The sequence below is a fragment of the Pseudomonas sp. E315 genome, assembly GCF_055406205.1.
This window is the reverse complement of sequence record NZ_JBUZPJ010000020.1, coordinates 54,070-65,779: the sequence shown is the minus strand read 5'-3', so window position 1 is coordinate 65,779 and position 11,710 is coordinate 54,070. Positions and strand designations below refer to the sequence as shown.

The 11,710-nt window shown below is 54.1% G+C and carries 13 protein-coding genes, 3 tRNA genes and 1 pseudogene; 16 read left to right on the top strand and 1 reads right to left on the bottom strand.

What is annotated here, in order from left to right:
• The first annotated feature begins 19 nt into the window (after window positions 1–19).
• From ACZRJQ_RS21075 to ACZRJQ_RS21045, 7 genes and pseudogenes are all read left to right on the top strand, one after another.
• Window positions 20–95, top strand: a tRNA-Gly gene (locus ACZRJQ_RS21075).
• Window positions 96–267: 172 nt separating this feature from the next.
• A tRNA-Glu gene (locus ACZRJQ_RS21070) sits at window positions 268–343 on the top strand.
• Between the two features lie 5 nt (window positions 344–348).
• Window positions 349–424 (top strand) — tRNA-Gly (locus ACZRJQ_RS21065).
• Between the two features lie 217 nt (window positions 425–641).
• Window positions 642–1,110 (top strand): annotated as a pseudogene (locus ACZRJQ_RS21060) (tyrosine-type recombinase/integrase); the annotation flags it as partial.
• 180 nt (window positions 1,111–1,290) lie between these two features.
• A complete protein-coding gene (locus ACZRJQ_RS21055; RefSeq protein ID WP_463980231.1) occupies window positions 1,291–1,431 on the top strand; it encodes a transposase family protein in 141 nt (46 codons plus the stop codon).
• A 54-nt stretch (window positions 1,432–1,485) separates the two neighbouring features.
• Complete coding sequence (locus tag ACZRJQ_RS21050) at window positions 1,486–1,707, top strand: hypothetical protein (RefSeq protein ID WP_463980230.1); 222 nt, start codon at window positions 1,486–1,488, stop codon at window positions 1,705–1,707.
• A 40-nt stretch (window positions 1,708–1,747) separates the two neighbouring features.
• The gene (locus ACZRJQ_RS21045; protein WP_463980229.1) at window positions 1,748–2,740 is read left to right on the top strand and encodes an EamA family transporter; all 993 of its coding nucleotides are present in this window, start codon (window positions 1,748–1,750) and stop codon (window positions 2,738–2,740) included.
• A 14-nt stretch (window positions 2,741–2,754) separates the two neighbouring features.
• Here the strand turns inward: ACZRJQ_RS21045 and ACZRJQ_RS21040 are convergent, their stop codons facing one another.
• Window positions 2,755–3,654: a LysR family transcriptional regulator gene (locus ACZRJQ_RS21040; RefSeq protein ID WP_463980228.1), complete on the bottom strand. Its 900-nt coding sequence runs from the start codon at window positions 3,652–3,654 to the stop codon at window positions 2,755–2,757.
• Between the two features lie 196 nt (window positions 3,655–3,850).
• Here ACZRJQ_RS21040 and ACZRJQ_RS21035 point away from each other — a divergent pair, with 196 nt between their 5' ends.
• The 9 genes from ACZRJQ_RS21035 to ACZRJQ_RS20995 all read left to right on the top strand — a co-directional run bounded on the left by ACZRJQ_RS21035 (window position 3,851) and on the right by ACZRJQ_RS20995 (window position 11,698).
• Window positions 3,851–5,008 (top strand): homocitrate synthase/isopropylmalate synthase family protein, encoded by a 1,158-nt coding sequence (locus ACZRJQ_RS21035; protein ID WP_463980227.1) that lies wholly within the window; start codon window positions 3,851–3,853, stop codon window positions 5,006–5,008.
• Window positions 4,989–6,227, top strand: coding sequence for a 3-isopropylmalate dehydratase large subunit (locus ACZRJQ_RS21030; protein WP_463980226.1), 1,239 nt, complete (start codon window positions 4,989–4,991; stop codon window positions 6,225–6,227). Before ACZRJQ_RS21035 ends, ACZRJQ_RS21030 begins: the two co-directional genes overlap by 20 nt.
• Entirely contained in the window at window positions 6,218–6,733 is a 516-nt protein-coding gene (locus tag ACZRJQ_RS21025) for a LeuD/DmdB family oxidoreductase small subunit (protein ID WP_463980225.1), read from the top strand. Before ACZRJQ_RS21030 ends, ACZRJQ_RS21025 begins: the two co-directional genes overlap by 10 nt.
• Before the next feature lie 8 nt (window positions 6,734–6,741).
• Window positions 6,742–7,665, top strand: coding sequence for an isocitrate lyase/phosphoenolpyruvate mutase family protein (locus ACZRJQ_RS21020; protein WP_463980224.1), 924 nt, complete (start codon window positions 6,742–6,744; stop codon window positions 7,663–7,665).
• Window positions 7,666–7,769: 104 nt separating this feature from the next.
• Entirely contained in the window at window positions 7,770–8,273 is a 504-nt protein-coding gene (locus ACZRJQ_RS21015; RefSeq protein ID WP_463980223.1) for an XVIPCD domain-containing protein, read from the top strand.
• A 386-nt stretch (window positions 8,274–8,659) separates the two neighbouring features.
• Entirely contained in the window at window positions 8,660–9,004 is a 345-nt protein-coding gene (locus ACZRJQ_RS21010) for a hypothetical protein (protein ID WP_463980222.1), read from the top strand.
• Between the two features lie 23 nt (window positions 9,005–9,027).
• The gene (locus ACZRJQ_RS21005) at window positions 9,028–9,774 is read left to right on the top strand and encodes a hypothetical protein (RefSeq protein WP_463980221.1); all 747 of its coding nucleotides are present in this window, start codon (window positions 9,028–9,030) and stop codon (window positions 9,772–9,774) included.
• Window positions 9,752–10,120, top strand: coding sequence for a hypothetical protein (locus tag ACZRJQ_RS21000; protein WP_463980220.1), 369 nt, complete (start codon window positions 9,752–9,754; stop codon window positions 10,118–10,120). Before ACZRJQ_RS21005 ends, ACZRJQ_RS21000 begins: the two co-directional genes overlap by 23 nt.
• 555 nt (window positions 10,121–10,675) lie before the next feature.
• Entirely contained in the window at window positions 10,676–11,698 is a 1,023-nt protein-coding gene (locus ACZRJQ_RS20995) for an ABC transporter substrate-binding protein (RefSeq protein WP_463980219.1), read from the top strand.
• Window positions 11,699–11,710: the final 12 nt, after the last annotated feature.

The following is an 11,710-nucleotide window of genomic DNA, read 5'->3' as shown; positions in this document are numbered from 1 at the left end:
CCTAGGGGACGCCATTATTGCGGGAATAGCTCAGTTGGTAGAGCACGACCTTGCCAAGGTCGGGGTCGCGAGTTCGAGTCTCGTTTCCCGCTCCAAATTTTGTTGTTTGGAGCTACGCATAGTTCAGACGACATAAAAATCAGCCGAAAGGCTGTTTTTTTTGCTTCACCCAGCAACGTTGCTTCGGCAAGGTTGAGTGAAAAGCCAGAGCGGTAACTTCGGTTAGTGCGGTTGGCACTGAAACGTACAGTGTATGTTTCGGGCAACGTCCCCTTCGTCTAGTGGCCTAGGACACCGCCCTTTCACGGCGGTAACAGGGGTTCGAGTCCCCTAGGGGACGCCATTATTGCGGGAATAGCTCAGTTGGTAGAGCACGACCTTGCCAAGGTCGGGGTCGCGAGTTCGAGTCTCGTTTCCCGCTCCAAATTGTTGATCTGCAGAGTTCCAAGGAAGTCTGTAAGTCACTGAAAATAGACGCTTAGGCGTCTTTTTTCGTTCCGCCAACATCCACCGAAAGCCACGGACATCTAGACTAAATTAGTCCATTTGTGGGAAGCCTTCGAGATCGGATTGTTGCGCGAAGCCTGCGAGCCATTCACTGAACATCTGGCCCTGAACTCAACCTTCAGGAGGCTAGACCTATGGCTCTTACGGATAGTGCCGTCCGGCATGCCAAGCCCATTGGCAAGGACTACACCCATCGGTGATGTTGACTCCCTGTCGTTAGCGGTATCGGCGACGGGTGGGCGTTCGTGGTACTTCCGCTTCTGTTGGGCGGGCCAGCAAAAACGCATGTCGCTCGGCACCTACCCCGAAATCACTCTGCGTGAGGCGCGTTCGCTTCGGGATGAAGCGCGCAAGCTGTTGGCCCAAGGGATCAATCCCCAGCTGCAGCGCCGGCGCAACCGTGAGGCTGATCGGCTGGCGCAAGCAAACACCTTCCTGGACATGTTCGATCGCTGGGTCGAGCATCGTGGGCTCACGCTCAAGGAGGGGCGCCAAAGTACGCTGTCTCAAATCCGCCGTATCTTCGACAACGACGTATTGCCCTCACTGGGTCTGTGTTCTATCAGTGAGATCAGCCGTCAGGACTTGTTGAGGGTGTTGGCGATGTAGAAGTTCAGACTTGATCTGACAGTTACCGAATTTGTGGTCATGACTGTCAGGTCAAATTCAGTTGATCATCTTGGCCTGCCAGATTTTCTGTAAGCGCTCCAAGAACCCCACATTCCAAGTCGAAATCTGATGTCCGATGCTGGGCTCCCTATCTCATTCTGGAGCCAGCACCTCATGATGCGACCCGACGCCAAAGTCGAAAAAGTGTACCTCTATCCCAAGCCCGTGGTTTTTCGAAAATCCATCGACGGTCTTGCCGCCCTGGTCGAGTTGGATATCAAGGTGGCGGTATTCGACCCGGTACTTTTTTTCTGAATCGCCCCCGTAACCGGGTGAAAATACTCTACTGGGAGCGCAACGTCTTCGCCTTTGGCTCAAGCGTCTGGAGTCCGAGCGTTTAAAACCTCGCCCGATGCCGCCGACGAAGCCATCGTGCTGACACAAGACGATATTGCAGGAGTTTTACTAGGTAACTTTCCGCAATCGACCTGGGCGAATATTTCCGCCGCAAAATCTTGTGCCAGAGCTGCCACCTTTAATGCAAACGGGCGTTCAGAGATGATGGGGCGCAAAAGCTTTGCTATCTTTTAAGGATCGACTGAGTGGCTACTAGGGTTCCGGGCATCAAATGATGGCCGTCTGGACCGAGCGTAGCGAAGACCATGGCTTCAGCTATGGCTGCACCCAAGGGACAAAAGCCCAGGGGAGGAGACGTCGTGTCTTCTTCATGCTTTCGTTTCCAGGGGGCTTTATGTCGTCGTATTCATTAGTTCTAGTTGTACTGGCCGCGGTCATTCATGCGTCATGGAATTTGCTGGCCAAACGGGCGGCACAGGTAGGGGCGTCTTTCGTCTGCGCTTACACAGCATTTGCCTGCCTTTTCTACGGGCCATGGGTCTGTTGGATCATTTGGCAAGGCGCATTGCGCTGGGACTGGGCTGTGGCTGCCTGCATTGTCCTAAGTGGTTTACTGCACTTGGGATACAGTCTTTGCCTGCAAAGGGGCTATCAAGTCTCAGATCTGTCGATTGTCTATCCTGTAGCACGCGGGACCGGGCCCGCAGTTGCGACGATAGGCGGTGTTTGGCTTATGGGAGAAGGGGCGGGTTCCACTACGTGGATGGGCTTGGCAGCAGTTGTGCTAGGAATCGCACTGATCTCATCCAGGGGCCGTATTGATGCTCACGCGCAGCGTCCGCTATTTACTGGTATTCGTTGGGGCATCGCGACGGGACTATTCATCGCTGGCTATAGTATTGTTGACGCATTTGGTGTCAAGGGATTGACTATCGCACCAGTCGTACTTGATTGGTCCGCGAATGTTGTGCGGCTGGGAATGCTGTTGCCATGGATAGCGTCCAACCCTCAACAAGCTGTTTGCTCTATGCGTGGCTTTTGGGTGCTTGCCATGCTGGTGGGTGCATTGTCGCCTCTCTCCTACATTTTGGTGCTGACGGCACTGGATATGGGGGCCGCGCTGAGTGTTGTAGCCCCTGTTCGTGAGATGTCGATGATGATTGCTGCGCTGCTGGCGATCATCATCCTGCGCGAGCCTCTGAGTGTCGGACGCTTGGCGGGCTGTGTAGTGCTGTCGGCAGGCGTAGTGATACTGGTTGTCTTGTGAGGCAGATAGAGTACCTATGCCCTGCGGTGGGAAGGCTCAGGTGTTTTCTGGGCTTCACTTAGAATGCATTCACACACCTTTTCGACTTTTCGAGAGCGTATATTTCTACGCGCAGCAATGTATGAATAGCCGCTGGCTATGAATCCCAAAGGGGCTAGCAGTTGTTCATTGCGAAGATCATCCATCACTAATGGCCAAGGGGCTATGCAGACGCCCAGTCCTGCCTTCGCCGCTTCAATCGCGTATCCGAAGTGCTCAAAGCGGCAAGCTATCGCCGGGCTTTGTGTGTTGTTCTGTTGTGCCCAAAAATCAATGAGATGAGGTCGGCTCAAAACGTCGAGAAGAGGGAAACTCTCAGGTGGCGTCATATTTAAACTGTGGTGTTTGTTGAGGAGTTCTGGTGATCCAACAAGGCCAACGTATTCTGGGAATAGTTCAGAAATCAACGCATCCTCGGGGATCGGGTTGTCTGTTATCCGAATGGCCAGGTCATATGTTTCTCTCTGAAAGTTGATCGCTCGATCAGAAGTGCTCAATTCAATACTGACCTGTGGTGCTGAAAGTTGGACGCCTGCAAGTCTTGGTATGAGCCAGCGCATGGCGAAGGTGCTAAGGCAGGAAACATAGACAGGACCAGAGTCCTCGTTGAAGTAAGGTTCGACAGCTGTCTCCAAGTGTCTAAATGAAAGGGACAGGTCGTTAGCCAACGAAGCCCCTCTAGGAGTCAATCTGAGCGCGTGCTTTGGCCCGCAGAACAAGGTTGTTCCAATCTCCATTTCAAGGTGGCGGATACTGCGGCTTATAGCGCCGGGTGTCACGCAGAGTTCGTCGGCAGCCAGTGACATTCTTCCCAGTCTGGCAGCAGCTTCAAAGGCTCTGAGTCCAATCAAGGATGGGAGCTTTCGATGTTTCATGGCATTCAGCTTCTTGTCATTGATATGGGGAGCTGTTCAGGAATATTTGATTGTACTGGTCTATCGATTGACGCGCCGATGATGGCTTTCCTGTGTTGAAGGTGCCGCACTTTGTATGTGCGATTGAATCGTTTCTGCATAAGACAATGTTAGCGCAATGATGAACATTCAATGAGGTATGCGTTGAGGCATCATCATGATCAGGCATGACATTGTTCTTGAAGACACCACGTTGCGCGACGGTGAACAAGCGCCGGGTGTGGCATTTTCTAAAGCTCAAAAACTACAAATCCTGGATCGCCTGATTGAAGCGGGTGTCAAGTGGGTGGAGCCCGGGATTCCTGCCATGGGGGGGGAAGAACTGGATGCGCTTCGTGGAATGTTGGAACGTCGCGATGAAGTGATGTTGGTGGGGTGGAATCGTGGTGTTATAAGCGATATCAAACACACGATTGACATGGGTTTCAATGCGGTGCACATAGGTCTGCCGACATCCGATAATCATCTGAGCGCCAGCATTGGGAAAGATCGCGCTTGGTTGCTAGAAAACGTCACCGGGCTTGTCAAATACGCAAAAGATAGAGGCGTATTTGTTTCCATCAGCGCTGAGGATGTTGGCAGGACCGAGCTGTCATTCCTTCAGCAGTATGCTGTAGCCGTCACCAATGCGGGGGCTGATCGTCTGCGCCTATCCGACACCATCGGAATGCTGGGACCTGAAGAATATGGCCGTCGAGTGGAGGCCATTGGTAACGTGACGAAGGTTGATTTGCAATGTCACTGCCATAACGACTTTGGCTTGGGCGTTGCCAATACACTCGCTGGCCTCAGGGCTGGGGCCCGTTATTTTCATGTCTGCGTTAATGCCATGGGCGAGCGGGCAGGCATGCCAGACCTTATGCAAGTCAGTATGGCCCTCAAACACCTTTACGGCCGTGATACGGGATTGAATGCCCAGTGCTTCAAAGGTCTCGCTGAATGTGTGGCATCGGCTTGTGGGCAGAGAATACCAGCGTGGCAGCCTATCGTAGGTGACAACGTCTTCGCTCATGAGTCCGGCATCCATGTGAATGGAATGCTCAAGGATCCCACAACGTTTGAGCCAATATCCCCGGACGAAGTAGGACAGATCCGGCGCTATGTGATTGGCAAGCATTCGGGACGAGCCTTGCTAAAGTTTGTGCTTGAGGAACGGGGTGTTGATGTGGATGAAGGGTTGCTCGCAGAGACTCTGACAAATGTGCGGGCCAAAGCAATTGAACAGCGTGGAGCTGTGACCCCCGATCAGTTGCAGAGGGTATATGAGGTGCTGAAAAGCTCGTCGGAGTTGCATCATGACTGCTCCAATGGTTGAGCAAATCATCGCCAGTCACTCGGATTTCGGTCATGTGACCGAGGGTGATCTGGTTACTGCGAAGGTGGATCGTGTGTACCTTCAAGATGGCAACTCCCCAACAATCTGCAGGTTGTTTGAACGGTATGGCTTTCACGGCGTTTTTGATCCTGAGCGTGTTGCGATATTTTTTGACCACTCCGTGATTGCTCCCGACAAGGAAATTGCTGCACGACTGCGTGAAGCACAAGCATTTGCGAGAAGGTTGGGTGTCAAGGTTTACGCAGCAGGAGAGGGCATAAGCCATGTGGTCGCCCTTGAAGAGGGTTGGTACGAGCCAGGCTCTCTGACGGTTGGGTCCGACTCTCACACTTGCACAGGTGGGGTCAATCAATGCTTGGCGTTGGGTATGGGGGCGTCTGACTGTGTCGCAGCCATGGTGACCGGAGAGGTGTGGCTTCGGGTACCCGGTACGGTCTGGTTAGACGTGATTGGAACACCCAGCTCAAATACACACCCCCGTGATGTAGCGTTCTATATTTTGGGTCGCTATGGGCAGTCGCCTTTTCTCTATCGATCCATTGAATGGATGGGTGGTTGGTTCGATGAACTGAGCCTTGATGCGTGTGCAACAGTTGCGAACTTGGGGGTTGAGCTCGGCGCAAAGTGTGCCTTCTTGCCGGCAGGAAAAAATCGGTCGCGGATGCTCAGGCCGATCCATCCACCAGCAGAGGGAGATCCGCGCCGATTGAAGGTCGATGTGGAAGGGCTACCCCCCATGATTTCCAGACCAAACTCACCTGAGGATGTAGTGCCTATTGATGAATGCAAGGGTACGGCCATCAACTATGTATTCATCGGTACTTGTACCAATGGCCGTCTTGACGATATCGCGCAAGCAGCGTCTGTTTTGAGTCAGGGCAAGGTAAAAGCGGGTGTTCAGTGCCTTGTGACGCCGGGTTCCAAGAAGGTGTTTCTTGAGGCTATCGAACTCGGCTACATCGAAGCGTTGATTCGAGCGGGAGCCATCATTTCGCCGCCGGGCTGCAGCGCATGCTTGGGCACCCAAGGCAGCATTCCTGCAGCTGGTGATCGAGTGTTGTCCACCATGAATCGAAATTTTCTGGGGCGTATGGGTAACGCATCTGCGGAAATTTACCTCGCATCTCCCTTGGTCGCCGCTCATGCAGCGATCAAAGGGGAGATCCCTTCTGCCAGGGAGCTTGAACAATGGCGATGATTGCGTATCAGGGGCTGCGTGTCCGTCGTATAGACCAGGTAATTTCCACAGACGACATCATCCCGGGGCGATACAAGCATATGTTTACAAGCGCTTCAGACCTTGTGCCCCATCTGTTTGAAAACCTTCTTCCTGGTTTCGCTGCCACCTTTGATCACGGTGATGTTCTTTGTTGCTCACAGACTTTTGGGATAGGTAGCTCGCGAGAGCAAGCGGTCAGTACGCTGCTCGCGGCAGGAGTACGTGCGGTAGTGGCGCCGAGATTCGGGCGTATTTTCTTTAGAAATGCCTGGAATTTGGGCTTGCCCGCGATTGAAGTTGATACTTCATCCTTTCTTGAAAGTGAGTACATGGATCTTGACTTGGTGAGCGGCCACGCTCATTGCAATCTTACAACCATTGTTTTTCCGGCCCCGCCGCGACAGATGCTGGAAATGGTTGAACAGGGTGGGTTGCTGGCATTACTCGCCAAGCGCTATAGCCGACCAATTCCACTGCGCGGTTAGGAGGTTCCATGTCTCTAGCGCATCGAGTGTTGCCGGAACAACGTCGTCCGATGCTAAGGCAGTTGCTGGCAGCAGGCCATGGCATTCGGGTCATTGAGGCTCATAGTGGATTCAGTGCGTTGATTGGTAGTGAGATCCGTTTGGCATCGGGCGAAGCGCTTCAATTTGATGCTTTGTGGGTATCGAGCCTGACTTCCTCTGCCGTTCAAGGATTGCCTGATGTTGAGCTGTACCTCTTGGAGCGGCGGATTTCGTTGATCGAAGACATCTGTCAAGTGTCGAGCAAGCCGATCATCGTTGATGGCGATACAGGGGGGGATGCCGCCAATTTGCGGTATTTGGTTGCTCGACTTGAGGCTATGGGCGTGAGTGCTTTGGTCATTGAGGACAAGCTGTCTCCCAAGCGAAACAGTCTTTGCTCACAGTCATCTCATCTGCTTGAGGATCCACGTCGTTTTGCGCAAAAAATATCGGATGCTCAAACGGCACGTTTGACCTCGGATTTCATGGTGTTTGCCAGAATTGAGAGTCTGATTGCTGGGGAAACAGTTGAAGACGCCTTAGCGCGTGCTCGCCGCTATGTAGAGGCCGGTGCCAGCGGCTTGATGATTCATAGCAAGGACCAAACACCTCGGAGAGTTATCGAATTTCTGCACCGATTCAGGGCGCATGGATTTGAACATCCGGTCATCTGTGTCCCAACGACCTACAACAATCTCTCAGCGCGACAACTGTTTGTCCACGGTGCAAGCATTGTCGTTTATGCGAACCACTTGTTGAGGGCTTCTCACTTTGCGATGTGTGAGGTGTGTAAGGAACTGCTGCGCAACGATAAGGCCGCCGAGGTCGAGAAGTGTTGCACGTCTGTGGACGAATTACTCCGTCTGGTGGGCTATGAGGCATTGGTTGCACTGCCTCGCTCACAGCCATAGCGTCGGCGGTCTCAAAGCTACTTGTCTGTGGCGAGCAAGGCGAGGTATGGGTTGTTGAACGGCACGTTGGACGGTACGTCTTGGGGGTGGAGCAGCAAGTAGCCGTGCAGGCGCTTACCCGGCCACGGGCCGAACAGCCATCCACACAACAGGATCAAGTGCCCAGCAACCCGATGACGCCGATGCAGCCCGGCCATCCCGACCATACGCTGTATCAGCAGATACATGATGGTGTGGCTGCACTGGATGCCAAGCACGGCCGCAGTTTCGACGCGGTCATCGAGCGGATGAGCGTCAACCTGCTGGTGCTGGCCAAGGATAACGGCCTGACTCGGGTCGATCACGTTGTGCTGAGCGGTGCCACTGCCGATAAATCGGCGGGGTACAACCTGTTCGTGGTTCAGGGCGAACTGGGCAACCCCGCGCACCTGCGCGCGGCCTTGGCCACGGCGCAAGCCGCACAGGCATCGGTGGACGAGTCCATGAAGCATCTGGATGTGGTGACCCGCGAACAGCAACAGCGGGTCCAGGCACAACAGGTGGAGCAGCAGATGCACGATGAGCGGGAGCAGCAGGCTATCCAGGTGCGCGCAGCGAGCATGGGCTGACAACGAACCCGGGCAGCCGCGGCCATAAACCTGTTGTCGCAGGGGTGTGACAGTCGCTGAGGGCTCATTGGGAGTTCTGCTGTTCGTAAACCAGCATGGCGAGCAGGTGGGATGAGTGCTGTGCGCGCACAGGTCAAGCAAGTTTGCATGCAGTTGCAGGTACGACAGACCATGATCACTATCTGATACGACTTTTCATGAGCAGTCAGTACGATTGGCTTGGATTTGAATGGGAGAATCCCCCCCATCGACAGTCGGGTGGCATTTGGCTATGGTTCGCATGCATGTACCTGCGCGCCACTTCGCCTAGTGAAATACTAGGGGATGTGCAGGTAATTTGAGTGCATGAGGGTATAACCCTCGTTAGTTAAAAACAGGGGATGGATTTGGGATTTATTACGGACGATGAGAACGGGTCGCTTCATATCACTAACATGATTTTGCATGTGGTTGGTGGTGGTGGTGGTGGTGGTGGTGGTGGTGGTGGTGGTGGTGGTGGTGGTGGTGGTGGTGGTGGTGAGTTTGTTCCTGAGGCAGCCCGGGCTGTCGAACACGAAGAGTTTTTCATCGCTCGAATTCGTGATACTGACGTGTCTCCGGTCTACAGTTTTGAGCCGGCATCCAACACAAAAGCTCAGATTGAGCGAATTGCTACCGGCGCGGTGAGCTTTGAAGCGGGCGCTCAGGCGCTGTCACGCGATTTTTCGCGCTTGCACGTAGGTAGTAGGTAGTAGGTAGCAGTCGTGACGGTGCATTGTTCATTTTTGAGCTGTCCACTCATGATCCTGAGGTCAAGCTATACAGCCTGGTGAAGTACGATTACAGAGAGGCTATTGAGCAGGAAGCAGCTGGGGAGGGAGGGCTTCTGCGGCGAATCGTCACGGCCTTCATTGCCGACAAAAAGGCGATCCAAAAATCTACTATCGTGCGTGTGGTCGGTGGCGTGGCAGAACTGCCTATCTCAACTCGGGATCGCATGAAGCCTTCTCCGGAGATTGGCGATTACTTCGCGGCTTTTCTGGATGCATCCAGAACCCTCAGTGATGAAGAGCTGAACAAAAAAGTTGTTGAGGTGTTGCGCACGACCTTGGCTGCTTGCAAGGATTTGCTTCCTGAGCAAGATGTCGCCGGTGCATTTCGGCATGCGCAAGGAATACTGCGTGATCGCCAGGAGATCAACGAGGCCGCAATCACTGACGCGATATTGGCGGCTGCGGGCAGCCCTGAGGATGAAGAAGCCAGGAGCATGCTTCAGTCCACCACGCGTCGGCGTATCCGTGCGGCGAAGCTGGAGGGGTTAGAGTTCAGGCCCGACAGACAGGTTTTGCGACGTCCGCCACTGCGTAAAGTTCGTACAACGGAAGGGGTTACCTTGACCTATCCCGATGAGGCTGAAGGCGTTATTGTTCGACGCGAGCGACTGGCTGCCGGCGCTGAAAGATTCACCATTACAACGGCTTGTGTAACGGAGGACAAACTTGTCCGTGATCCTGCTCGCTGAGCGACTCGATCAGTTGAATGCTGATGGCGCTTTCATCCGCGAGTCTGAAAATGACGTCTCGGCATCCGGCTTGGCGATTGACGCTGCGATAAGCGTTATTGCCCTATGTCGAGCATTGGTCTGGGAGTTCGATCTGTTTGATTGGGCGGGCACGGAGTGGCTGGATGATGACTTGCTGCAAGACTTCGCACCCTATCGCCTGCTTATTCGGAAACCGCCCGTGGACGGCGACGGGCTGGTGCTGCTGACCAATACGAGCTTTGCCGAGTGGCTGAAGGTTGGTCATGCGGCAACCCAGTGGCAAGTCGCGAGATTGCGTCAGCGGCACCGGCAACTTCATCAGTGACAGCCACTTCTGAGGCACCCCAAGCGCCGAAGGAGGCATCCGTCGGTGAGGATGAAGAATGAGCTTCAGGGCTTGTGATGGGGAAGTGGAGCGCCGTGGACAGCACCGGCTTGTCCCCCCCCCTCAAAGTAGTCCAGAATTTTGTCCATTGGAATCGCTGAAGTTTTCAAGGATTTCAAGAGGGTAGATGACCGGTGAATGGCCCGTTTCCCGCTCCAAATTTTGTTGTTTGGAGCTACGCATAGTCCAAAGAACACCAAAAAACAGCCTCAGGGCTGTTTTTTTGTGCCTGCGTTTTAAGCCTTTCGGCCAATCATCAGTCCGTTAACACCCTTGTGTGGCTTGCCCTGCACAGCGCTTTGCGCCTGTTTAGCCATTCCTCCTCTGGTCAACGCCCCGTAATGTGCGCACGTTTGTGTCGCCCTCTGGATTCCAGCGACTACGCTAAAGACATTGCAACTCAGTGAATGAGCGCGCCTGCCAGCAAGGTGCGTCCAGAACTGCGTGCGTGTTTAACGGCCATAACCGACGGCCCTCCACAACAAGAGAATCCGCATGACCCACTTCAAACACTGGCTCGGTAGCTCATTATTGGTGCTGGGCCTCGTGTCCCAATCCACATTGGCCGACACCCGTGACGGCCCCATCCACTTTGGTGATATCCCGTGGGAAAGCGGCAGCCTTATCACTGAAGTCCTGCGTACGCTGACTGAAAAGGGCTACGGCTTTGCGACCGATACCTTGCCCGGCAGCACGGTAAGTCTTGAGGCAGCGTTGGCCAAAAATGATATTCAAGTGATTGCGGAGGAGTGGGCGGGTCGCAGCCCGGTTTGGGTCAAGGCCGAAGCAGAGGGTAAGGTTTTTGGTTTGGGGGACATCGTAAAAAATGCCAGTGAAGGGTGGTGGGTGCCCGAATACGTGATCAAGGGCGACTCAGATAAAGGCATCAAGGCTTTGGCCCCAGACTTGAAGTCGGTCAATGATCTGGCTCGCTATAAAGAGGTGTTTCGAGATCAGGAAGACCCGACACGCGGACGCTTCCTCAACAGCCCGGCCGGTTGGACATCCGAGACCGTTAACAGTCAAAAGCTCAAAGCCTATGGCTTGAGCGATGACTTTGTGAATTTTCGCACGGGCTCCGGCGCTGCTCTGGATGCCGAAGTTAGCTCATCGATTAAGCGTGGCAAACCGGTGTTGTTCTACTACTGGTCACCGACTCCGCTGATAGGTCGTTACAAATTGGTGAAACTCGAAGAGCCCGCCTTTGATGCGCAGGCCTGGGCCACCCTGACCGACGCCAACAACCCTAACCCCAAAGGCACGCGCTCATTACCGGCCAAACTATCCATTGGGGTATCGGCCCCCTTTAAAGCTCACTACCCGCAGCTAGTCGCGTTTTACGAAAAAGTCGATTTCCCCATCGACTTGCTGAACACGACTCTGGCGCAGATGGGCGAAAAGCGCACCGAGCCGCGCAAGGCCGCCGAAGCCTTTTTGCGCGATCAGCCGAACATTTGGCATGCCTGGGTGACGGCGGATGCGGCTCAAAAAGTCGATGCTGCGCTTAAGTCCAACTAATCCTTCAAACAC